Here is a 22,208-nt window from a genome sequence, read left to right as displayed (position 1 = left end):
TCAGTCCGACTGGGTGGCCGGGTCCGTGCCGTCACCGGCGGCGGCCTGCGACGCGGCCTCGGCGGCGCGGTCGCGGGCGATGGCGTCCCGGCGGGCGCGGCAGTACCAGAGGCCGATCAGGCCGAGGCCCGCCCCGGAGAGGCAGATCCACGGCCAGCTGCCGTGGCCGTGGTCGGAGAGGGTGCCCTGGAAGGGGAGCAGGACCAGGAAGGCGACGAACCACAGCACCGTGCCACCGCCGACGATGGCGACGTCGTTGGCCTCCAGCGGCGGGGGCGAGGGGTGCAGCGGGCTCTTCGGCATGAGCCCTAGCGTACGGGGCGGGGCGCGGTTGTCCGCCACCGCGCGGGCCGCATCCGGGCGCCTTCGGCGGGCGGGGCCGGGCGGGTGGCGGGGTGGAGGTGGGGCGGTGCCGGCGTGTGGGTGGGGCGGTGCGGGGCGGGCTCGGGCTCCCCGTTCGTTCTACGCGCGAAGATAGCGCGTGTGCGATCGGGGAACTCATACTTGTGATTCCGGTTGGCCGCGCCATGCCCAGGACGCCTGTGTTCGAGCCCGTCCCACCGGGCCCGCCCGGCCACCGTCGCTCCGGGCGTCCACCCTCTCCTCAGCCCCCACCAGAGGACGCACGCATGCCTGTGGTCCAGCCGACCACCGAGTCGCCCGAGCCCGCCTCCAGCGCACCGAAGCCCCCCGCCGGTGCGCTGGACCGCTACTTCCGGATCTCCGAGCGCGGCTCCACCCTGTCGCGCGAGATCCGCGGTGGCATCGCCACCTTCTTCACCATGGCCTACATCCTGGTGCTCAACCCGATCATCCTGGCCAGCGCCACGGACATGACCGGAGCCCACCTGGACAGCGCCCAGCTGGTCACCGCGACCGCCCTCACCGCGGGCCTCACCACCCTGCTGATGGGCGTGATCGGCAACGTCCCGATCGGCCTCGCCGCCGGCCTGGGCGTCAACACCATCGTCGCGCTGCAGCTCGCGCCCAGGATGACCTGGCCGGACGCCATGGGCATGGTGGTGCTGGCCGGCTTCGCGATCATGATCCTGGTCGCCACCGGCCTGCGCGAGCGCGTCATGAACGCCGTCCCGCTCGGCCTGCGCAAGGCGATCGCGATCGGTATCGGCCTCTTCATCTGCCTGGTCGGCCTGGTCGACTCCGGTTTCGTCAGCCGCATCCCGGACGCCGCCCACACCACCGTCCCGCTCCAGCTCGGTGGCAACGGGCACCTGCTCGGCTGGCCGGTGCTGGTCTTCGTGCTCGGCCTGCTGCTCACCCTGGTGCTGGTCGTCCGCAAGGTGCCCGGCGCGATCCTGATCTCCATCGTCGTGATGACCGGCCTCGCCGTGGTGATCGACAAGGTCGCCGACATCCCGGCGATGAACTGGGGCCTCACCGTCCCCAGCTGGCCCGGGAACCCGGTGGCCGCCCCCGACTTCGGCCTGGTCGGCAAGGTCAGCCTGTTCGGCGGCTTCGAGAAGGTCGGCGTCCTCACCGGCGTCCTCTTCGTCTTCACCGTGCTGATGTCCTGCTTCTTCGACGCGATGGGCACCATCCTCGGCGTCGCCGACGAGGCCCACCTGCTGGACGAGAAGGGCGACCTGCCCGGCATCAACAAGATCCTGATGGTGGACGGCATCGCCACCGCCGCCGGCGGCGCGACCTCCGCCTCCGCCAACACCTGCTTCGTGGAGTCGACGGCCGGCGTCGGCGAGGGCGCCCGCACCGGCTTCGCGTCGATCGTGACCGGCGCCTTCTTCCTGGTCGCCCTCTTCCTGACCCCGCTCGCCACCATGGTCCCCGCCCAGGCCGCCACCCCGGCCCTGGTCACCGTCGGCTTCCTGATCCTGGCCAACTCGATCAAGGACATCGACTGGGCCGACTACACGATCGCCGTCCCGGCCTTCCTGACCATGGTGATGATGCCGTTCACCTACTCCATCACCAACGGCATCGGCTTCGGCTTCATCGCCTTCTGCGTCCTGCGCCTCGCCGCCGGCCGCGGCCGCGAGGTCCCGATCGCGATGTACGCCGTCTCGGCGGTCTTCGCCTTCTACTACCTGATGCCGGCCCTCGGCCTGCTCTGATCCGTCGATGCCGCCCGCGGCCCCGCACCCGTTCCGGCCGGTGCGGGGCCGCGGGCGTTTCAGAAGGAGGAGATCCGCAGCCCGGCGAGCTCCTCGGCGCGGTTGACCAGATCGGCCGGCCGGACCGGCGCGGAGGACGCCAGCGCGGCCATGCACAGGCCCGGGACGTCGACCGTCGTGGGCCACCAGTCGGCCGGGCCGGGGAGGGCGGAGACCACCCAGCGGCCTCCGAGCGGTGGGGTTCCGTCGCCGAGCCAGGCCCACCGGACGCGGTGGACGCAGTACAGGTACTCGCCGACCACGGCCATCAGCATCGCGAAGAGCCGGAGCCGGTGCCTGTCGGACAGGCCGGCCGGGTCGTCCAGCCCGAGTCCGGCCAGCTGTTCGCCGAGCACCCGGATCGCGGCACCGGGATCGGTCTGCATCAGGTCGGCCCGCGCGCCGACCGAGTCGAGGATGTCGGAGGTGAAGTCCCGGTTCTCGGCCGCCCAGTCGGCGGGGTCCTTGGGCTGCTTGTCGTGGTCTTCCATGCGGTCTGGATAGCACGGGCGGGAGAGCGTTCGCACGCCTGTGCCGGTGCGGCCGCGGGGCGGGCTCGGTGCTGTCCGCCCGAAGCGGCGGTCGTCCCGGGGGCGGGGTGCCGACTCCGGCCCCGGGTTCGGGCGGGGCAATGCCGGGCTTCGCCTGCGTACGGCGTGCGGGCTGGGGCAGAATCAGCCACGCCGACGGGGGGGCGCAGGTGACCGGCCGGGCGGCGTCCGATCACGTGGGGGAGCACATTGGTCGTCGGGCCCATTCCGATTCCCGGGCATCTGAAGTTGCCGGCCGGGCGGCAGGGCGTTGCCAGGCGCCTGCGCCGGAGCTGGCGCTCGCGGAAGGCCCTCACGGGCACCACGCAGTGGGTCATCGACTGGGGGATCCCGATGGCCACCGGCCTGGGTGTCCTCTACCTGTTCGCGGCGCGGGCGGGAGGCGCGGGCTCCGTCTACCGGACCCTCACCCTGATCGATCCGCCGAAGCACGTGCTCCTGTGGGTGGCGTCCCTGCTCGGCTGGCTCCTGGTGCCGGCCATCATCGGTGGATTCGCCGGGCACATCATCGCCCAGCGCATCAGCAGCGTGAAGGCGATCTCGACCAACAGCATGTTCCGGCGCCGACCGCTGAGCCGGCGCCTCAGGCCGCCGGGGCTGATCGACGACCTCGGGCCGTACTTCCACGGCACCTACGCGCAGCAGGAGTTCGTCGACGCCTGGGTCCGGGTGGTCCACCGCAACGACTGGACGAGGGCCCAGGACCACTGGGAGGTCTACATCCGGGACCTCATGTCGACCCAGCAGTACGCCCACCTCGACCGGCACGAGTGCCTGCGCCAGGCGCAGAACGCGGGCCGGATCGTGCTCAGGTTCACGGGCCGGACCGGGGACTGCATCGTGTGTGACAGGAGGCGGTGACCGGTGCGTTCCGAGGACGCGGTCGAGATCGTGCGGGCCACCCTGGCCCTGGCCTTCCCGACCGCCAGCGCGGAGGGGCTGACCCGGGCCGCGGAGACGGTGATCCGGTGGGGGTCGGAGGAGAGCGCCCAGCAGCTCGACGAAGAGCTGACCACCCGCATGCTGCTCGACCTGCTGGGGGCGGCCGGGGTGTCGCCGGCCGACTTCCGGCCCGCTGAGCCCGGCTGGCTGGCGCGGCGGTACGAAGGGGCCGCGCGGTACCGGACCTGGTCGCACTCCCAGGGCATGCCCCGGTTGCCCTTCCTCCCCCGGCCTCTGGACGAGCCGATCGAGCCGACCGGTCCCGACGGCCCGGACGGTCCGGACGGCCCGGACGGCCCGGACGGTCGAGGCTCCGCGTTCGAGCGCTGACCGACGCGGCGGCTGCGCCTGCCCCGGAGCGGGAAGTCGGCGGGTCCGACCTCCCACTCCGCGGGGACTACTGCACGCAGAACTCGTTGCCCTCGGGGTCGGCCATCACGACGTGCTCGCCGCCCGGCTCCTTGACGTGGCGCAGGGCGGTGGCGCCGAGGGCCTCCAGCCGCTCCACGGTGGCGTCGCGGTCGGCGGGGCCGGGGTGGAGGTCGAGGTGGAGGCGGTTCTTGGTGGTCTTCGGCTCGGGGACCAGCTGGAAGAGCAGACGGTGGCCGAGGCCGGTGTCGCTGACGGGGTCGAAGGGCTCGTCGGGGTGGCGGACGGCGGCCAGGGCCCGGAAGGCCGGGTGGCCGTCGACCTCGGTGAGGAGGTCGGGGGTGACCGCGCCGGCCGACAGCAGGCGTTCGATCAGGGTGCTGTGGTCCTCGATCCGGTACTCCAGGGCGGCGGCCCAGAACGCGGCCTGGCGGTGCGGGTCGGCGCAGTCGATGACGAGCTTCCAGTGCAGAGGCATGCCCCCGTGTATAGGGGGTGCGCGGCGCGTGATCAATCACCGGCGTGAAGGATCTGTCAAAAATGGGTCTGTGTAGGGCAGTTGGTGGTGGGCATACTGCCTGGACGGGAGACGGGGAGGGGGCTCTACCGATGGTGCAACAGGATCCGCCCGGGGGAGACGAGGCGAAGCTGCTGCCGGAGCTGTTCCGGACGGCGGACCAGGCCTCGCTGGACGGTCAGCGCGAGACGCTGCGCTGGTACCGGGGGCTGATCGGGATGCTGGTGATCGCGGCGGTGGTCGGCTCGCTGCCGGGGCCGGAGCACCAGGGGGACAGCGACATCACGCCGCTCTTCTCGGTGGTGGCGTTCCTGGTGGCCGGCTACTTCTGGTCACGGCTGCGCCGCAGCAACCCGCAGGGGCGGTGGTACGAGGCGCGGGCGGCGGCCGAGTCGGTCAAGACGCTCGCCTGGAAGTACTCGATGCGGGCCCGGCCGTTCGACGGCGAGGCGGAGTCGGCGGAGGTGGACCGCGGCTACCTGCTCCAGCTGGAGGACGTGCTGCACGCCTTCGAGGACCCGGAGATCGTGCCGCCGGGCACCGTCCCGGAGATCACCCCGGAGATGCGCCGGGTGCGGGCGGACAGCCTGGTCGCGCGCCGGACGCTCTATCTGCGCACCCGGGTGGAGGGGCAGCGCACCTGGTACCGCTCGCGGGCCGAGGCGTGCGAGACGCAGGCGGTCTCCTGGGGGCTGGGGATCGCCGCGCTGATCATCATCGGTGCGGCGGCGGCGATCGCGCAGGCGGTCGGCGCGCTGCCGGTGCACATCTTCGGTGCCAGTTCGGCGGCGGCCGCCGCGGTGATCGCCTGGACCCAGCTGAAGCAGCTGCGTCCGCTGGCCGCCGCGTACCAGCTGGCCGCGCGCGAGCTGGAGAACGTCGGCAACCAGCTCTCCGACCTCGACCTGAAGGCGCCGGACGCCGAGCCGCGGTGGGCCCGGTTGGCCGCCGAGGCGGAGGACGCGGTCTCGCGCGAGCACACCACCTGGCGGGCCCGGCGCGCCTTCCCCCGCTGAGACCGGCGAGGACCGGCGAAGACCGGCGAGGACCGCCGGGGCACTGCCGGAGGGGCCGCCCGGTAGGGCGCGGAATCGGGAGGTCGTGGGGAGATCGGGCGAAGCGTCCGGGGTGCCGTCGGCACAGGTGTGCAAGGTGGGTGAGGGTCGGCCGGGGAAGCCCCGGCCGTAATCGTTACGTGTCCATGCCCTGGTTTCATCGCCTGCGCGCACGACGTCAGTCACTGCCCGGAGGCCCCCTTTGCGCGTTCTTCTGATCGCCACCGCGTTCAACAGCCTGACCCAGCGCGTCCACACCGAACTACGCGAGCGCGGTCACGAGGTGGCCGTGCAACTCGCGCTCGGCGACGAGCAGATCCGGGCCGCGGTGGCCCGCACCGACCCCGAGCTGATCGTCTGCCCGATGCTCACCAAGGCGATCCCGGAGGACGTCTGGTCGACCAGGACCGTCCTGATCGTCCACCCCGGCCCCAAGGGCGACCGGGGCCCCTCCTCGCTCGACTGGGCGATCACCGAGAACGCCGAGCGGTGGGGCGTGACCGTCCTGCAGGCGGTGGCGGAGATGGACGCCGGGGACATCTGGGCGTCCGTCGAGTTCCCGGTGGAGGCCTGCGGCAAGAGTGAGCTCTACCGGGGCGAGGTCGCGGACGCCGCCGTGGAGGCGGTGCTGCTCGCGGTCAGCCGCTTCGAGGGCGGGCTGTTCACCCCCGAACCGCTCGACTACGACCGGCCGGACGTCCGCGGACAGCTGCGGCCCTTCCTCAGGCAGGAGGCCCGCCGGATCGACTGGTCCGCCGACGACACCGCCACCGTGCTGCGCAAGCTGCGCGCGGCCGACTCGCAGCCGGGCGTGCTCGACGAGCTGTACGGCCGCGAGTACTTCCTGCACGGCGGCCACCGCGAGGACGAGCTGCGCGGCCCCCGGCCCGGCGCGGTGATCGCCACGCGGGACGGCGCGATCTGCCGGGCCACCGTGGACGGCGCGGTCTGGATCCCGCAGCTGCGCCCGCGCCGGACGCCCGGCGGCCCGGCCACCTTCAAGCTGCCGGCCGCGACGGTGCTCGCCGACCACCTCCACCGGGTCCGCGAGGTGCCCGTCACCCCGGCCTCGGCGGCCGGGCGGGACACCTGGTCGGAGATCCGCTACCACGAGCGGGACTCCGTCGGCTTCCTGGAATTCGCCTTCGCCGGCGGGGCGATGAGCACCGAGCAGTGCCGCCGTCTGCTGGCCGCCTACCGGGAGGCGGCGGACCGGCCGACCTCGGTGCTGGTGCTCGGCGCCCCCCGGGACTTCTTCTCCAACGGCATCCACCTCAATGTGATCGAGGGGGCGTCGTTCCCGGCGCTGGAGTCCTGGGAGAACATCAACGCGATGGACGACCTGGTCGAGGCGATCCTGACCACCACCGACAAGCTCACCGTCTCGGCGCTGGCCGGGAACGCGGCCGCCGGCGGGCTGATGCTGGCGATCGCCGCCGACGAGGTCTGGTGCCGGGAGTCGGCGGTGCTGAACCCGCACTACCGGCTGATGGGGCTCCACGGCTCCGAGTACTGGACGTACACGCTGCCCCGGCGGGTCGGCGCCGAGCAGGCCGAGCTGCTGACCACCCGACCGCTGCCGGTGGGCGCGGCCCGGGCCGAGCGGCTGGGCCTGGTGGACCGGACGTCGGGCGGCAGCGCGGCCGAGTTCCGCCGCTGGGTGGAGCGCGAGGCGGACCGGCTGGCGGGCTCGCCGGAGCTGACCGGCCGGCTGGTGGAGAAGAAGCGCCGCCGGGCCGAGGACGAGGAGGCGCGGCCGCTGGCCGACCACCGGACGCAGGAGCTGCGGCGGATGCACCGCAACTTCTACCGGGACGGCGAGCCGTACCACGGGCTGCGGCGCGACTTCGTGCACAAGGTCTGCCCGGTGGCCACGCCGGAGCACCTGACGGGGCTGCTCGGCCGGCCGGAGTGAGCGCGGTCGGGCGGGGGCGTCGCCGATCGGGCGACGCCCCCGCCCGATGCGGTGCTCAGCGCCCGCGCGGGGCCAGCGGGGCGGCCCGGCCGATCAGGACCGGCTGCGCGTTGACGGTGCTGCGGCTGGGCGAGACCGCGAAGGCCAGCGAGCCGAAGAAGATGTAGCAGCCCAGCCCGACCACCAGCGGGAAGATGAACTGGAGCGCCATCACGCCGCCCTGGGTGCCCTGTTCGGCGTCGAGCCGGACGGAGACCGCCGCCATCCCGGTGTAGTGCATGGCGCACACCGCGACGCCCATCACCGGGGCCGCGGCCAGCACGGCGACGGTGCCCTTGATGTTCAGCGCGGCCCAGAGCGCGGCCGTCGCGGCGAAGATCGCGATGCCGACGGAGAGGCCCACCGTGGTGTGGTCGTAGCCGATGTGGCCGGGCAGGACCATCGCGGCCATGCCGAGGTAGTGCATCGCCGCCACTCCGAGCCCGGTGGTGAGCCCGCCCGCGAGCAGCGCGGTGCGGCGGTGCCGGCTGTAGCCGACGGTGAAGATGCCGAGGCCGACCACCGCGATCGCGACGAGCAGGCTGAGCACGGTCAGCCCCGGGCGGTAGGTGATCTCGATCCCGGTGACGGAGAAGCCGAGCATCGCGATGAAGTGCATCGACCAGATGCCCGCGCCGAGCGACGTCGACGCGAACAGCAGCCAGTAGGTCCGGGTGCGGCCTGACGAGACCAGCGCCCAGCGGGCGCTGCGCAGGGCGACGAAGGCGCCCAGACAGGCGACGAAGTACGAGACCGCCGGCGTCACCCAGCCGAGGTCGGCATGGTGGATCTCACCCACGAGGAACTCCCTGGACGGGTTGGGGGAGGACTGACGCCAGGAATCGGGCGGACTCGTCGGCCGGGAACGGCCGGTCATGGGTGGCGGCAGTGCCGGGACGCGGTACGCGCGGCGTCGTGGTCCTGCCCGGGGGAGACCTGGCGTGTGGTGCCCCTGACAACGGGGGACAGTAACCACTACCGGTGAGTCGCACAATGTTCGGTCATTTGGTGAAAGTGCAGGTCAGAGGCGCTCTTCACGTGACCGGCAAGATCTCGCCACCAAGCCCTGACGCCGCCCGCGCATGCACACCCCGCCTGCGCATGTGCGGCTCGGAGCCGCCCCGGGCGCCCCGGGACGGCCGTGCCGCCGCGCCGTGACCGGGCCCCGCGGCGGTGTCGGGTCGCCCCCGCGGGTCACTCCAGCGGAGCCAGTCCGAACGGGTGGCCGGCCGGGTCGATCAGCACCTTGAGCGTGCGGCCGTGCTGGTACTGCGGCTCGGTGGCGCCGAGCGCGAGTGCCCGGGCGGTGGCCTCCTCCAGGTCGTCGACGTAGAAGTCCAGGTGGAAGTGCTTGCTGCCGTCGGGCTCGGTCCACGGCTCCGGCCGGTACCCCGTGACCCGGCCGAACCCGAGCGGGCTGCCGCCCTCGGGGTTGTCCAGGATGGCGAAGCGCTCGTCCACGTGCCTGGTCTCCCACCCGAGCAGCTCGCCGTAGAAGGCGGCCAGCGCGACCGGGTCGGCGCAGTCGATGGTGACCATGGCGAGGCGGGCGAAGCCGGTGTCGTTCTGCTCGGCCTGCTCGGCGGCGACGTCGGTCATTTCTGGTCGGCCCTTTCGCTGGGGGTGGTGCTGGTCGGCCCTTCCGTCGGGGGTGGCCTGGCGTCGGGGGTCCGCGCGCGTCAGGCCCCGGATCCAGCATCGCACCGGGAGCCACGGAGGGCACGGCCAGCGGCCCGGACCGGGGGAGCCCGCTCCGGGGGCCGGGGTCGGGGTGGCCGGTCGGCAGGAGCGGCGCGCATCCGTCCGGATCGGTGCGGTTCGGTGGATCGGTGCACTTCAGTACAGAATCGGCACGTTCCGGAGGGCTGCACCTGATGGTTCATTGGATAAAGTTTCGGCGGCTATATCGATGGATTGGTGTTCATAGGGGGATCTGATGGCGATCGAGCTGCCCGGCGAGGTGGCGACGCTCCTCGACTTCATCGGCATTCACTGGCCCTCGGTCAACGAGGACAAAGTCCGCGAATTCGGGCAGCACGTCAAGGAGTTCGCGAAGGGGCTCGAGGACCTGCACGCGGACTCGACCGCGACGGTCCATCAGCTCGGCGGGGCGTACGAGGGCGCGTCGTACGAGGCGCTGATCGCCAAGTGGGCGCTGATGTCCGACAAGCACTTCAACGAGGTCGTCCAGGCGGCCCACGTGGTGGCGAAGGCGCTGGACGTCGCCGCGGACGTGATCATCGCCATGAAGATGGAGGCGCTCGCCGAACTCATCCTGCTGGCCGCCTCCTTCGTCGCCGCCCAGGCCGCCGCCGTGGCGACCCTCGGCCTGGCGGAGGCCGGGGTGATCGCGATCCAGCAGGCCGGGCGCAAGCTGATGTCCTACCTGGCGCACCAGCTGGAGGACCACATCATCTCCGAGGTGATCGAGGCGGCGATCACCCCGCTGGTGGAGATCGTCTCGGGGGCGGTGGCCGGGTTGGTGTTCGAGGCGGCCGAGGCCGCGCTGAGCGGCGGCGGCGGTTCGGCGGGCACCCAGTTCAAGATCGACCCCGCGGTCGTGGAGACGCACGCCCGGGCCCTGCACGAGCAGGCGGACAAGGTCGCCCAGCACGCGCAGCTCTTCGGCGCCCGAGTGGCGGGGCTGAGCTTCGAATGACCGATCCGATCGTCAAGGCGCTGCAGAAGAGCGCCAAGCAGGTGGGCAAGGCCCTGGCCGACGACACCGGCAAGGCCGTCAAGAAGATGTACAAGCAGGCCGGCGACAACCTGGCCAAGACCGCCAAGCACCACAAGGACAACGACTCCAGCACCGCCCACGGCTTCAACGAGAAGGGCAAGGAGAAGGCCGCGCCGCCGCCCATGGCGGGCAGCGGCAGCGGGGGCGACGGCCCGAAGACGCCGCCCCGGAAGTACTTCATCCACGACGACGGCCGGGTCCAGGAGGTCAAGGACGGCAAGCTGGTCGACCTGGACGGGAGCGACAAGTCCCTCAAGACCCTGCTGGACGGGACCTCGGACAAGGTCAAGGACGCCTCCCCGGACGACCTGAAGTCGACGTACAACGCGAAGAAGTACAAGAAGTCCGACACGGACAAGGACGGCAAGCCCAAGCAGGACGAGAAGGTCGTCAGCAAGAAGATCGACATCCCGACCCAGCTGTCCCGGGCCGTGGAGGAGGCCCGGCGCGCCGAGGGCAACTACGGCGGCAAGAACTACGCCTCGCTCAGGTACCGGGACGAGCACGGCGAGTTCATCCTGGTCGGTCGCAGCGACTACGTCCGGAGCCACTCGGAGCGGTCGATCGGCAAGCCGCTGCTGGGCGGCAAGGAAGGCAACGTCAGCCACCTCTACACCGAACGGGCGCCCTGCCAGGCCGGTCCGAACTGCGAGCGCTGGCTGGCCCGGCACTTCGAGTCGGAGAATCCCGACCTGAAGGTCACCCACGGCGTGGACTACGACAACAAGGTCCCCACGAAGGACCGCGACTGGGGCCACAAGGCCTATCTGAACCAGCTCGAGGAGGACCACTTCACGGGCAAGCATGATGGCACGATGGGCACGAAGGACTTCGACGCGCAGGGGCAGCAGGACAAGGCGGCCTCCAACGCGAAGCACCCCGCGAAGAAGCACAAGGGCCTGTGACGGCCGAGTACGAAGGATGGATGACTGGTGCTGGTACAGATTGACTGGCCCGTGGTCGTCGAACGGGCCGAACCCGGTGATCTGCTGAGGTTCCGGCCCGAGGTGGCGGCCCGGATCTGGCCGGACGGCGACGGCGCGCGCTTCGTGACGGAGGTCGGGATCCCGCACTCCAACGGGCTCTTCCGGATCCTGGAGGAGTTCGCGGACCGGGATCCGGCGAGCCCGGAGCGGGCCTTCGCGACCTGGCCCGGTTCCGAGCCGGTCGACACCCCGCACGGCAGGTTGCAGCCGCTGGGCATGCTCTACCAGGCGGTCGTCCTCGTGCACCTCGGCGACGGCACGGTCTGGGCCTCCGACCCGGATGCCGAGATCGAGTACGAGCTGATCCACGGGGACGTCTCCTCGCTGGGCTACCTCGTCTACAAGTTCGAGGTGGAGCGGCCGGGGCCGGACGAGCGCCCGGACCCCAACGACTGGGCCGAGGTGGAGGAGCTCGTCCGCGAGGGGATGGAGCGGTGGGACTCGCTGCCGTTCAAGAGCGAGTTCTGGACGTCGTTCCTCGACTCCTACCCCATGCTCTGAGAGGGCCGGTCAGGACGTGAACGCGGACAGGGACGACGACGAGCTGACGGCGGCGCTGCTGGCGCACTTCGGGCCGCGGGGCCTGCGGGCGCTGCCGATCGCGCCCGCGGGGCCGTTGCGGCACCCGGGGCTGCCGCTCCAGGTGGGCCCGTACTTCCGGGCGGCCGAGGAGGCGGACCCGCTGTCGGTGGGCGAGTACGCGGCCGCGGCCGGGCTGGACGCGGGGCCGGCCGCCGGGCAGCTGCGGATCGGCACGGACGGCGGGGCCGAGCTGTACTTCGCGCCGGACCGGTCGGTGCGGGCCGTGCTGCCGGGCGAGGAGCCGGTCGACCTGCCGGTCTGTTCCGGCGTGGCGGCGTTCGCGGCCGGGCTGCTGCTGCTCGACCGGCTGCTGCCGGCGGTCGCCGCGACCGACCGGCCGGAGGAGGCCTTCGCCGCCTACCGCGAGTTGCGCCAGGGCCTGCTGGCGGTCGACCCCGCCGCGTTCGAGGACCGCGAGGGCTGGTGGCCGCGGGTGCTGGACGACCTGCGGCGCCCCCTGAACGTCGAGTCGTCGGCGGCCTTCGAGGTGGCCGACGAGCAGGGTGAGCGGCGGATCGTCACGCAGGTGGGCGGCCCCGGGCTGCTGCACCCGGAGGAGGTGCTGTGGCACCGCCTCCGGGCGGACGGCGTCGAGGCCGAGCAGGTGGTCCGGGTGCACTGCGAGCTGGAGCCCTGCATGATGCCCGGGCACTACTGCGCGCGCTGGATGGCGCAGGAGTTCCCGCAGGCGGAGTTCACGCACAGCTTCGAGTACGGGGAGACGGCCACGTCCCGCGAGATCGGGGTCAAGGCATTGATGATCAGCCTGGCCGAGCGGCAGGGCTGAGTCCGGGCGGGGCCGAGTCCGGGCGGGGCCGATTCCGGACAGGGCACGGGCCCGAGCCGGGCCGGGCCCGCGCAGGGCCGGTCCGGGCACGGTGGGAACACGGGAGAGGGAAGCAGGGGAATGGTGCGGGACGGGCGACGGATGCCGCCGCTGGGGGCGGGGCGCAGGGCGGCCGGACTGGCACTGCTCGGCTGGCTGGACGACTCGCGGGCGCCGCGGCTCTGCCGGGTGGCGGGGCCGCCCGGGGCCGGCAAGTCGCACCTGCTGGCCTGGCTGGTCCGCGGCGGCACCGCGGAGGGGGTGCCGGGCGAGCGGCGGATCCACGCCGTGCTGCCCGCCGCCGGGGCCACCGTCCGGACGGCGGTCTGGTCACTGGGGCGCCAGCTCGACCTGGTCGCGCACGCCCCGGGCCCGCTGATCGGGGCGATCGCGGCGGACGGCCGGCCGACCCTGATCTGCGTCCCCGGGCTGGACGCGGCCGAGGACCCGGCCGGCCTGGTGACCGGACTGCTCGACCCGCTGCTCCGGCTGCCCGGCGTGCGACTGGTGATCGAGGCGACCACCGGGGGCGCGGCCGCCGGGGCGTTCACCGCGGTGCCCGCGCCGGCGGTGCTGGACCTCGGCGATCCGCAGTGGACGGACCGGGCGCGGTTCGCGCAGTGGGCGGCGGCCCGGGGCGGCGACGCGGCCGCCTACCCGCTGCCCGGCCCGGCCCTCGGGACGCCGGCCGCCCCGCCGGTGCCGCCGGCGCTCCCGGCCGGTGCCGACCTGCGGTCCGCCGGTGAGGAGGCGCTGTCGGCGCTCTGGGCGGCCGCCGCGGCCGGTGGCGACCCCGGCCCGCTGGCCGCCGACCCGCTGCTCTACGCGCTGGCCCGCCCCGTCCCGGTGACGGCGGCCGTCGAGCGGCGGGACGACGCGCTCGGCCGGGCCTGGCGCGCCGCCGGTCCGGCCGTGATCGAGGAGCCCGACCCGGCCGTCCGGGCCGCCGTGCTGCGGACCAGGCTGCTGGGCGCGGACCCGGCCGCCGCGGCCGCCGCGGCCGTCCTCGCGCAGCTGCCCGCGCCCTGGTCCGGGCGCTGGGCGCGCTGGGAGGGCGCCGACCGGGACTGGCCGGGCCCGTCCGTCGCGATCACCGCGGGGGCGGGGCCGTACCTGTCGCAGGTGCTGGTGGCCGACCCGACCGGCGCGGTGCGGACCTTCGACGCCGCGACCGGCCGCCGCGTCGGGGCCGTGGTGGTGCCGTCCCCGCGCCCGCTGCGGGGGCTGGCGGTGACGGCGGGCGGCTCCGCGGTGCTGCTGGACGCCTGGGGCCGGGCGGAGCTGGTGGTCGCGGCCGAGCCGCGGCCCGGGCTGGACGCGTACGGGCTGATGGCGGCGCTGGACGCGGTCCGCGCGGTGGCCGGCGGCCCGGGCGGCGGCCTGAGCGCCGTGGCGGCGATCGGCGGGCTGGCCGACTCCGCGCCGGCCTTCGGCGACGCGGCCGGAGCCGTGCACTGGTACCAGGACGGCAGGGTGGTGACCGAGCGGCTGCACCACGGGCCGGTCACCGCGCTGGCCGGCGCCGCGCTGGGCGGCGGACCGCTGTCCGATCCCGAGATCCCGCTGCTGGTGAGCGGCGGTTTCGACGGCGCCGTCCGGCTCTGGGGTCCGCGTTCGGCGCCGATGCCCGAGCCGTCCGACCGGCGCGGCTGCCCGGTGACGGCGGTGGCCGCCGGGGCGACGGCGGCCGGTCCGGTGGTGGCCGCGGCCTGGTCCGACGGGCTGGTCCGGGTGCGTGACCTCGGCACCGGCGGGGTGCTGGACCTGCGGACCGGCTCGGAGGTCTGGTCGCTGGCCCTGGCCGGGACGCTGCTGGTGCTGGGCATGCCGGACGGCCTCGCCGCGGTGGACACCCGGCCCCGGACGCCCGGGTACGGGGCGCCGGCCCCCGAGCTCCGGGCGGGCGCGGAAAGCAATTTTCCTTAGCGAGAGTAATGACATAGACTAAGGACATGCCCGAGATGTCCGAGCAGGACCTCGCAGCCGTCAATCAGCTGCGGTCGTCCACCATGCGCCTCTCCCGCCGCCTGCGTCACCAGCGGGTCGAGGAGTCGCTCAGCCCTACCGAGATGGGGGTGCTGGGCACCCTCGCGCGCTGCGGGAAGGCCACGCCGGGTGAGCTCGCCCGGAAGGAGCACGTACAGCCGCCCTCGATGACCAGGATCGTCGCGATGCTGGAGGAGAAGGGCCTGGTGCGGCGGGAGCCGCACCCGGAGGACCGCCGGCAGGTGGTCGTCAGCAGTACCGAACAGGCGGAGGTGATCCTCGCGGAGAGCCGCCGCCGCCGCAACGTCTGGCTCGCCGAGCTCGCCGAGGGTCTGGACGAGGAGGAGTGGGCCGCCCTGCGGGCGGCCGCGCCGGTGCTCTACAAGCTCGCACACCTGTAAGACACGCTCTGGGCCCAGCCGTTCCGGTCAGCCGCCGGAGGACGAAGGAGAACCGCATCACCGCAGCACCGACCACCGACACCAGGAACGCGACGACCCCCCGACGGGTCGTCGCGTCGCGAGGGGAGAGCACCGTGACACCGCCGGCCGCAGCCAGCGCCGCCATCCGCACCGACGACCCGACCACCGAACCCGCCGCGGCCACCGCCGCGGCCGCCGACGCCCAGGCACCCGCCCCGACGGGGCTGCCGGGCAACGGCGACGACGACCCCGACGAACGCACCGCGGCGGTCACCCCCGCCGCTCAGGAATCCCCGACCGGAGCCCGCTTCACCCGGCCCGGAGGGATGTTCTCCTCGCTGCGCGTCCGCAACTACCGTTACTACTTCGCCGGCCAGGTGGTTTCCAACACCGGTACCTGGATGCAGCGGATCGCCCAGGACTGGCTGGTCCTCAGCCTCACCGGCAGCCCGCTCGCGGTCGGCATCACCACCGCCATGCAGTTCCTGCCGATGCTGCTGCTCGGCCTCTTCGGCGGCGTGCTCGCCGACCGGATGCCCAAGCGCCGGCTGCTGATCTACACCCAGGGCGCAATGGGCCTGCTCGCCGTGGGCCTGGCCGTGCTGACCATCGGCGGCGTGGTGACGCCGTACTACGTGTACGCGTTCGCGCTGCTGCTCGGCCTCGTCACGGTGGTGGACAACCCCACCCGGCAGGCCTTCGTCTCCGAGATGGTCGGCCCCAAGGACCTCGCCAACGCGGTCAGCCTGAACGCCGCCAACTTCCAGACCGCCCGGCTGGTCGGCCCCGCCGTCGCGGGCCTGCTGATCGCCGCGGTCGGCAGCGGCTGGGCCTTCGCGGTGAACGCGCTCTCGTTCGCCGCCGTGATCGGCGGGCTGCTCGCCATGCGACCGGGCGAACTGCGCCCGACCGCGCCGATCGCCCGCGAGAAGGGGCAGTTGAGGGAGGGGCTGCGGTACGTCAAGGAGCGGCCCGAACTGCTCTGGCCGATGGTGCTGGCCGGTTTCATCGGCACCTTCGGGTTCAACTTCCCGACGCTGCTCTCCGGGTTCGCCCACGACACCTTCAAGGTGGGCGCCGGGCAGTACGGTCTGCTGAACACCGCGATGGCGGTCGGTTCGCTGGCCGGCGCGCTGCTCGCGGCCCGTCGCGGCGCCCCCAGGCTGCGCCGGCTGGTCGCCGCCGCGCTGGCCTTCGGCGCGCTGGAGGTGCTGGCCGCCTTCGCGCCCGACTACTGGTCCTTCGCGCTGCTGCTGACCCTGATCGGGGTGTTCGGGCTGAGCTTCAACACCTCGGTCAACTCGATGCTCCAGCTGGGCACCGACCCCGAGATGCGGGGCCGGGTGATGGGCCTGCTGGTCCTGGTGTTCACCGGCGGCACGCCGATCGGCGCGCCGGTCGTGGGCTGGGTGACGGCCTCGTACGGGCCCCGACTCGGGCTGCTGGCCTGCGGGTTGGTCTCGGCGCTGGCGGCCGGCGTGGTCGGCCTGGTGCTGGCCCGCAGCGCGGACCTGCGGGTCCGGGTCGATCTGCACCCGGGCCGCGGCGGACGGGTGGTGGCCTTCGTGCCGCGCACCGTCACCCCCGCCAAGTCGGAGCTGGCCGCCGCCTGCTGACGGACCGTCGGCCCCGGGCGCACCGCTCGGGCGCACCCGGGGAGCGGGGTCAGAGCCGGATCTCCAGGATCTGGCCCCGCCAGGGCCGGCCCTTGTACTCGGACTCGAAGGACTCGGTCTCGGTGAACCCGAGCGCCCGGTACTGGCCGACCAGGCGGCGGTCCTCGCTCGCGTAGCAGTCCACCCGGACCAGGCCGATGCCGCGCCGGCGGGCCTCGTCGAGGGCGTCGGCGATCAGCGCGGCGCCGATGCCGGAGCCCTTCAGCGAGCGGTCGGTGACCAGGTTGCGGATGTACAGCTCGCGCTCGTCGACCGGGGTGGCGTAGGCGTTGGCCTGCTCCGAGACCACGCAGCAGCCGATCGCGCGGCCCTCGTCGTCCGTCGCCAGCCGGATCAGGAACGGCTCGGCGGTGTAGCCCTCGATCCGGTCGATCATGGCCGGGTTGGTGCTCCAGGGCTGGTCGCCCCACTGGTCGGCCCGGCCCCGGGCGGCGAGCCAGGCCACCGCGCCGTCGAGCAGCGAGAGGATGTCGGCGGTGTCGGCGGGTCCGCCGGTACGGATCTTCATGAAAAAGGTTCTAGCCCAAACCGTGAGGAGAGGGAAGATGAGCCCATGAGGCTCTTTGTGGCGGTGTTGCCGCCGGTCGAGGCGTTGCAGGGGCTCGTCGACGCGGTGGCCCCGGTGCGCGATCTGCCGGGGGCGGACCGGCTGCGCTGGACGTCGGTCGAGGGCTGGCACCTGACCCTGGCCTTCCTCGGCGAGGTGCCGGTGGAGCGGCTGCCGGAGCTGGCGGACGGGCTGGCGGCGGTGGCCGGGGTGCACGCCGTGCACCGGCTGCGGCTCGCGGGCGCCGGGCGGTTCGGCGACCGGGTGCTCTGGGCCGGGGTGGAGGGCGAGGCGTGGGCGCTGCGGCGGCTCGCCGAGGCCGTGAACGAGGCCACCGCGGACGTCGTCGGCGAGGTGGACGCGTTCCGCTTCCACCCGCATCTGACCCTCGCCCGGGCCGGGTCCTCCCGGGGGCACCGGCGGGCGGTGCAGCGGCTGGCGGCGGCCGAACTGGACTCGCTGGCGCTGGCGCTGGGCGAGTACCGCGGGCCGGAGTGGGAGGCCGCCGAGCTGCATCTGATGAAGAGCGAGCTCGACGGCGGGTTCGCGCACTACGAGACGGTCGCCTCCTGGCCGCTGGCGCGCTGGAGCTGAGGCCCGCTCGCCGGGCCGGTGGCGGCCGGGGCCGGGCCCCCGTGCGTCCGGGCCGGATCGCCGCTCCTCGGGGCCCGGCCGCCAGGCGTCGGGGCCGGATCCGCGCCGGTCAGGGCCAGACCCGCATGGCGTCGGCGGCCACCCGCTCCAGCTCGGCCCGCCCGGCGCCGTCGCGGGCCCGCTGGGACATCCCCTGGAGCACGGTGGCGGTGAACTGCGCCAGTGCCGCCGGGTCGGTCTCGGGGGGCTCGTGACCGGCCGCGACGTCCGCCCGGATCAGTGACTCCAGCCCCCGGACGTTGGCGACGCGGATCGCCCGGACCGCCTGTTCGACCTCGGGCGAGGTGCAGTTCACCGTCGAGCTGATCAGCAGGCAGCCCCAGGGGTGGTCCGGGTCGGTGGCCTGGGCCGCCGCCTCGCGCAGCATCCGGGCGATGCCGGCCCGGGCGGTGGGCTCCTCGGCCAGCGCGTGGGTCGCGTACGCGCCGTGGCTCTCCCGGTAGCGGGCGACGACCTCCTCGAAGAGCGCCCGCTTGTCGCCGAAGGCCGCGTACAGGCTCGGCGGGCGGATGCCCATGGCGGCGGTGAGATCGGCGACCGAGGTCGCCTCCCAGCCGCGCTCCCAGAACAGCCGGAGGGCCTGCTCCAGGGCCGCCTCGCGGTCGAAGGAGCGGGGGCGTCCGCGCTGCGGGGTGCGGGTGTCCGCACCGGTGGCGGCCGGAGTGCCGGCGGCGGGGGTGGTGGCCATGCGCTTATTCTATATCGACCACTACAGAAGCTCTGGTACGGTTCATTTCATTAGCGACCGCTACAGAAATGAGGGGGCGTAGCCATGCGCACGCTTGCGGGCAGGACGGCACTGGTGACGGGCGGCAGCCGGGGGATCGGGCGGGGCATCGCCGAGCGGCTGGGGCGGGACGGCGCGCTGGTCGCCGTCCACTACGGCCGCGACGCCGAGGCGGCGGAGCAGGTCGTCAAGGCGATCGGGGCGGCCGGCGGCCGGGCCTTCGCGGTCGGCGCCGAGCTGGGGGTGCCCGGCGACGCCCAGGCGCTCTGGGCCGGCTTCGACGCGGCCCTCGCCGCGCACGGCGGGGGCGAGGGTCTGGACATCCTGGTGAACAACGCCGGGATCGGCCAGTACGGGCGGATCCACGAGGTGGCCGAGGCGGACTTCGACCGGGTCTTCGCGGTGAACGTCAAGGCGCCGTTCTTCGTCGTCCAGCACGGCCTGGACCGGCTGCGGGACGGCGGCCGGATCGTCAACGTCTCGTCCGGGGTCACCCGGGTCGCGTTCCCGACGGCCGTCTCCTACGCGATGACCAAGGGGGCGCTGAACACCCTGACGCTGACCCTCGCCCAGGAGCTCGGCCCGCGCGGGATCACCGTCAACGCGGTGCTGCCGGGCGTCGTCGACACCGACATCAACCCCTGGCTGGCCGACCCGCAGGCACGGGCCGCCGCGGCCGGCTACTCGGCCTTCGACCGGGTCGGCGAGGCGGCCGACGTGGCGGACGTCGTGGCCTTCCTGGCCTCCGACGACGCCCGCTGGGTCACCGGCCAGAACCTGGATGCCAGCGGCGGATCGAACCTCGGCGTCTGAAGGCCGGCGGGCCGGAGGTACGCTCGATGACCGTGGATCCCAAGACTCGTATGCGTATCGTGACCGGCGCCCTGCTGCTGCTGCTGGTGATCGTGCTGATCAGCTCGCTCGTGAACAAGTAGCGCGACAGACGGAAGGGCCACCGCCCGCAGGCGGTGGCCCTCACGCGTGTGCCGGCCCGCTCGGGGCCGCGCGACCGCGGTGCCGATCAGGGCCGCGCGACCGCGGTGCCGATCAGAGCTGCTCGACCACGTAGTCGATGCAGGCGGTGAGCGCCTCGACGTCCGCCGGGTCGATGGCCGGGAACATCGCGACGCGCAGCTGGTTGCGGCCGAGCTTGCGGTACGGCTCGGTGTCGACGATGCCGTTGGCACGCAGTGCCTTGGCGACGGCCGCGGCGTCCACCGCGTCGTCGAAGTCGATCGTGCCGACCACCTGGGAGCGCTCGGCCGGGTTCGCCACGAAGGGGTTGGCGAACGACGACTTCTCGGCCCAGCCGTACAGCCGGGAGGAGGAGTCGGCGGTACGGGCGACCGCCCAGTCCAGCCCGCCGTTGCCGTTCAGCCACTCCAGCTGGTCGGCCAGCAGGAACAGGGTGGCGATCGACGGGGTGTTGTACGTCTGGTCCTTCGACGAGTTGTCGATGGCCGTCGGCAGGTCGAAGAACGGCGGGATGTAGCGGCCGGAGCCGGCGATCTCGGCGGCGCGCTCCAGGGCGGCCGGGGAGAACGTCGCCAGCCAGAGGCCGCCCTCGGCGGCGAAGGACTTCTGCGGGGCGAAGTAGTAGACGTCGGTCTCGGTGATGTCGACCGGCAGGCCGCCGGCGCCCGAGGTGGCGTCCACCAGGACCAGCGAGCCCTGGTCGCCGCCGGCCGGGCGCCCGATCGGCATCGCGACACCGGTGGAGGTCTCGTTGTGGGTGAGCGCGTAGACGTCCACGCCCGCCTCGGCGACCGGCAGCGGGTGGGTGCCCGGGGCGGTCTTGATCACGGTCGGCTCGCCCAGCCAGGGGGCCGCCTTGACCGAGGAGGCGAACTTGGAGGAGAACTCACCGAAGTCGAGGTGCTGGGACTTCTCCCGCACCAGGCCGAAGGCCGCGATGTCCCAGAAGGCGGTGGAGCCGCCGTTGCCGAGGACCACCTCGTACCCCTCGGGGAGGGAGAAGAGGCTGCTCACGCCCTCGCGCACGCGCTTGACCAGGTTCTTCACCGGGGCCTGGCGGTGCGAGGTGCCGAGCAGGGAGGTCTCGGTGGCGGCGAGGGCACTCAGGGCCTCGGGGCGCACCTTGGACGGGCCGCAGCCGAAACGGCCGTCTGCGGGCTTGATGTCAGCGGGGATCTGGATCTGAGCCACGGGCGGCAGCCTACCGGCCGCGATTGCGGAAGTGTTACGGCAGTCCGCCCGCTGAGATGCGATCTTTACGGCCCCGAGCTGCGGAAACAGCGGGTCCGACGGAGTGTCGGACCCGCTGCTCACCAGGCGTTTTCAGTGCGCGATGGCCTCGTAGCCCTCGATGTCGCGCGGGCTGCGCGGGGCGGGGCCGATGTAGCGCGCGGCGGGGCGGACGAGCCGGCCCGTGCGCTTCTGCTCCAGGATGTGCGCCGACCAGCCGGCGGTGCGCGCACAGGTGAACATCGAGGTGAACATGTGCGCCGGGACCTCGGCGAAGTCCAGCATGATCGCGGCCCAGAACTCGACGTTGGTGGCCAGCACGCGGTCGGGGCGGCGGTTGTGCAGCTCCTCCAGCGCGGCCTTCTCCAGCGCCTCGGCGACCTCGAAGCGCGGCGCGCCGAGCTCCTTGGCGGTGCGGCGCAGCACGCGGGCGCGCGGGTCCTCGGCGCGGTAGACGCGGTGGCCGAAGCCCATCAGGCGCTCGCCCTTGTCCAGCGCGTTCTTCACCCAGGCCTTGGCGTCGCCGGTGCGCTCGATCTCCTCGATCATGCCGAGCACCCGGGACGGCGCGCCGCCGTGCAGCGGGCCGGACATCGCGCCGACGGCGCCGGAGAGCGCGGCCGCGACGTCGGCGCCGGTGGAGGCGATGACGCGGGCGGTGAAGGTGGAGGCGTTCATCCCGTGCTCGGCGGCGGACGTCCAGTAGGCGTCGATGGCCTTGACGTGCTTCGGGTCCGGCTCGCCGCGCCAGCGGATCATGAAGCGCTCGACGACCGTCTCGGCCTTGTCGATCTCGCTCTGCGGGACCATCGGCAGGCCCTGGCCGCGGGCGGACTGCGCCACGTAGGAGAGGGCCATCACGGCGGCGCGGGCGAGGTCGTCGCGGGCCTGCTCGGCGGAGATGTCGAGCAGCGGCTTGAGGCCCCAGACCGGGGCCAGCATGGCGAGGGCGGACTGCACGTCCACCCGGATGTCGCCGGAGTGGACCGGGATCGGGAACGGCTCGGCGGCGGGCAGGCCCGGGTTGAACTTGCCGTCCACCAGCAGGCCCCAGACGTGGCCGAAGGACACGTGGCCGACCAGGTCGTCGATGTCGACTCCGCGGTACCGCAGGGCGCCGCCTTCACGGTCGGGTTCGGCGATCTCGCTCTCGAAAGCGACGACTCCCTCAAGCCCGGGTACGAAGTCGGACATGCGACGGCTCCTTCAGCTCTGTGATCGGCGGCCCGCCGTGGTGGGGCGGTTCGCCAGTGACCGAATGGTGGTTGGCACTCGGTGCCAGCGTGACAGGCACGGGGTGCATTGCGCCATACACCACAGCGGTGATGTTTCCCGCAGGA

23 protein-coding genes are annotated in these 22,208 nt (G+C 73.3%); 14 read left to right on the top strand and 9 right to left on the bottom strand.

What is annotated here, in order from left to right:
- Nucleotides 1–303 carry a DUF2530 domain-containing protein gene (locus tag ACWDRR_RS16960; RefSeq protein WP_449772963.1) on the bottom strand — a complete coding sequence of 101 codons (303 nt, stop codon included), beginning with the start codon at nucleotides 301–303 and terminating at the stop codon, nucleotides 1–3.
- Nucleotides 304–629: 326 nt separating this feature from the next.
- On the opposite strand from ACWDRR_RS16960, the gene ACWDRR_RS16955 reads away from it, so the two are divergent.
- The gene (locus ACWDRR_RS16955) at nucleotides 630–2,090 is read left to right on the top strand and encodes an NCS2 family permease (protein ID WP_449772962.1); all 1,461 of its coding nucleotides are present in this window, start codon (nucleotides 630–632) and stop codon (nucleotides 2,088–2,090) included.
- 59 nt (nucleotides 2,091–2,149) lie between these two features.
- On the opposite strand, the gene ACWDRR_RS16950 is transcribed toward ACWDRR_RS16955, so the two are convergent.
- On the bottom strand, nucleotides 2,150–2,620 hold the full coding sequence (locus ACWDRR_RS16950) for a hypothetical protein (protein WP_449772961.1): 471 nt from the start codon (nucleotides 2,618–2,620) through the stop codon (nucleotides 2,150–2,152).
- A 288-nt stretch (nucleotides 2,621–2,908) separates the two neighbouring features.
- Here ACWDRR_RS16950 and ACWDRR_RS16945 point away from each other — a divergent pair, with 288 nt between their 5' ends.
- Complete coding sequence (locus tag ACWDRR_RS16945) at nucleotides 2,909–3,541, top strand: DUF6313 family protein (RefSeq protein WP_449772960.1); 633 nt, start codon at nucleotides 2,909–2,911, stop codon at nucleotides 3,539–3,541.
- Nucleotides 3,542–3,544: 3 nt separating this feature from the next.
- A complete protein-coding gene (locus ACWDRR_RS16940; RefSeq protein ID WP_449772959.1) occupies nucleotides 3,545–3,952 on the top strand; it encodes a hypothetical protein in 408 nt (135 codons plus the stop codon).
- Between the two features lie 67 nt (nucleotides 3,953–4,019).
- Here the strand turns inward: ACWDRR_RS16940 and ACWDRR_RS16935 are convergent, their stop codons facing one another.
- Entirely contained in the window at nucleotides 4,020–4,469 is a 450-nt protein-coding gene (locus ACWDRR_RS16935) for a VOC family protein (protein ID WP_449772958.1), read from the bottom strand.
- Nucleotides 4,470–4,600: 131 nt separating this feature from the next.
- Here ACWDRR_RS16935 and ACWDRR_RS16930 point away from each other — a divergent pair, with 131 nt between their 5' ends.
- Nucleotides 4,601–5,524: a DUF4231 domain-containing protein gene (locus tag ACWDRR_RS16930; RefSeq protein WP_449772957.1), complete on the top strand. Its 924-nt coding sequence runs from the start codon at nucleotides 4,601–4,603 to the stop codon at nucleotides 5,522–5,524.
- 241 nt (nucleotides 5,525–5,765) lie between these two features.
- A complete protein-coding gene (locus tag ACWDRR_RS16925) occupies nucleotides 5,766–7,478 on the top strand; it encodes a hydrogenase maturation protein (RefSeq protein ID WP_449772956.1) in 1,713 nt (570 codons plus the stop codon).
- Nucleotides 7,479–7,533: 55 nt separating this feature from the next.
- Here the strand turns inward: ACWDRR_RS16925 and ACWDRR_RS16920 are convergent, their stop codons facing one another.
- Both ACWDRR_RS16920 and ACWDRR_RS16915 read right to left on the bottom strand, forming a co-directional pair.
- The gene (locus ACWDRR_RS16920) at nucleotides 7,534–8,316 is read right to left on the bottom strand and encodes an MHYT domain-containing protein (RefSeq protein WP_449772955.1); all 783 of its coding nucleotides are present in this window, start codon (nucleotides 8,314–8,316) and stop codon (nucleotides 7,534–7,536) included.
- A 395-nt stretch (nucleotides 8,317–8,711) separates the two neighbouring features.
- Nucleotides 8,712–9,116: a VOC family protein gene (locus ACWDRR_RS16915; protein ID WP_449772954.1), complete on the bottom strand. Its 405-nt coding sequence runs from the start codon at nucleotides 9,114–9,116 to the stop codon at nucleotides 8,712–8,714.
- A 337-nt stretch (nucleotides 9,117–9,453) separates the two neighbouring features.
- On the opposite strand from ACWDRR_RS16915, the gene ACWDRR_RS16910 reads away from it, so the two are divergent.
- From ACWDRR_RS16910 to ACWDRR_RS16880, 7 genes are all read left to right on the top strand, one after another.
- Entirely contained in the window at nucleotides 9,454–10,176 is a 723-nt protein-coding gene (locus ACWDRR_RS16910; protein ID WP_449772953.1) for a WXG100 family type VII secretion target, read from the top strand.
- Nucleotides 10,173–11,162 (top strand): nucleic acid/nucleotide deaminase domain-containing protein, encoded by a 990-nt coding sequence (locus ACWDRR_RS16905; protein WP_449772952.1) that lies wholly within the window; start codon nucleotides 10,173–10,175, stop codon nucleotides 11,160–11,162. Before ACWDRR_RS16910 ends, ACWDRR_RS16905 begins: the two co-directional genes overlap by 4 nt.
- A gap of 27 nt (nucleotides 11,163–11,189) precedes the next feature.
- Complete coding sequence (locus tag ACWDRR_RS16900; RefSeq protein ID WP_449772951.1) at nucleotides 11,190–11,744, top strand: SUKH-4 family immunity protein; 555 nt, start codon at nucleotides 11,190–11,192, stop codon at nucleotides 11,742–11,744.
- 16 nt (nucleotides 11,745–11,760) lie between these two features.
- A complete protein-coding gene (locus ACWDRR_RS16895; RefSeq protein WP_449772950.1) occupies nucleotides 11,761–12,612 on the top strand; it encodes a nucleic acid/nucleotide deaminase domain-containing protein in 852 nt (283 codons plus the stop codon).
- A 120-nt stretch (nucleotides 12,613–12,732) separates the two neighbouring features.
- On the top strand, nucleotides 12,733–14,577 hold the full coding sequence (locus ACWDRR_RS16890; protein WP_449772949.1) for a hypothetical protein: 1,845 nt from the start codon (nucleotides 12,733–12,735) through the stop codon (nucleotides 14,575–14,577).
- A gap of 26 nt (nucleotides 14,578–14,603) precedes the next feature.
- Entirely contained in the window at nucleotides 14,604–15,038 is a 435-nt protein-coding gene (locus ACWDRR_RS16885) for a MarR family winged helix-turn-helix transcriptional regulator (RefSeq protein WP_360624765.1), read from the top strand.
- A gap of 245 nt (nucleotides 15,039–15,283) precedes the next feature.
- Nucleotides 15,284–16,675: an MFS transporter gene (locus ACWDRR_RS16880; protein ID WP_449773011.1), complete on the top strand. Its 1,392-nt coding sequence runs from the start codon at nucleotides 15,284–15,286 to the stop codon at nucleotides 16,673–16,675.
- 49 nt (nucleotides 16,676–16,724) lie between these two features.
- Here the strand turns inward: ACWDRR_RS16880 and ACWDRR_RS16875 are convergent, their stop codons facing one another.
- Nucleotides 16,725–17,243: a GNAT family N-acetyltransferase gene (locus tag ACWDRR_RS16875; protein ID WP_449772948.1), complete on the bottom strand. Its 519-nt coding sequence runs from the start codon at nucleotides 17,241–17,243 to the stop codon at nucleotides 16,725–16,727.
- Between the two features lie 45 nt (nucleotides 17,244–17,288).
- Here ACWDRR_RS16875 and thpR point away from each other — a divergent pair, with 45 nt between their 5' ends.
- A complete protein-coding gene (thpR, locus tag ACWDRR_RS16870) occupies nucleotides 17,289–17,876 on the top strand; it encodes an RNA 2',3'-cyclic phosphodiesterase (RefSeq protein ID WP_449772947.1) in 588 nt (195 codons plus the stop codon).
- A gap of 109 nt (nucleotides 17,877–17,985) precedes the next feature.
- Here the strand turns inward: thpR and ACWDRR_RS16865 are convergent, their stop codons facing one another.
- Nucleotides 17,986–18,624, bottom strand: coding sequence for a TetR/AcrR family transcriptional regulator (locus ACWDRR_RS16865; protein ID WP_449772946.1), 639 nt, complete (start codon nucleotides 18,622–18,624; stop codon nucleotides 17,986–17,988).
- An 84-nt stretch (nucleotides 18,625–18,708) separates the two neighbouring features.
- On the opposite strand from ACWDRR_RS16865, the gene ACWDRR_RS16860 reads away from it, so the two are divergent.
- Nucleotides 18,709–19,476: an SDR family oxidoreductase gene (locus tag ACWDRR_RS16860; protein WP_449772945.1), complete on the top strand. Its 768-nt coding sequence runs from the start codon at nucleotides 18,709–18,711 to the stop codon at nucleotides 19,474–19,476.
- Nucleotides 19,477–19,710: 234 nt separating this feature from the next.
- On the opposite strand, the gene serC is transcribed toward ACWDRR_RS16860, so the two are convergent.
- Entirely contained in the window at nucleotides 19,711–20,829 is a 1,119-nt protein-coding gene (gene serC / locus ACWDRR_RS16855) for a phosphoserine transaminase (protein WP_449772944.1), read from the bottom strand.
- A 132-nt stretch (nucleotides 20,830–20,961) separates the two neighbouring features.
- On the bottom strand, nucleotides 20,962–22,062 hold the full coding sequence (locus tag ACWDRR_RS16850; RefSeq protein WP_449772943.1) for a citrate synthase 2: 1,101 nt from the start codon (nucleotides 22,060–22,062) through the stop codon (nucleotides 20,962–20,964).
- Between the last annotated feature and the right edge of the window lie 146 nt (nucleotides 22,063–22,208).

The sequence above is a fragment of the Kitasatospora sp. NPDC003701 genome (genome assembly GCF_053587085.1).
Note: the sequence above shows the minus strand (reverse complement) of the source record. Positions and strands in the feature narration are given on the sequence as shown.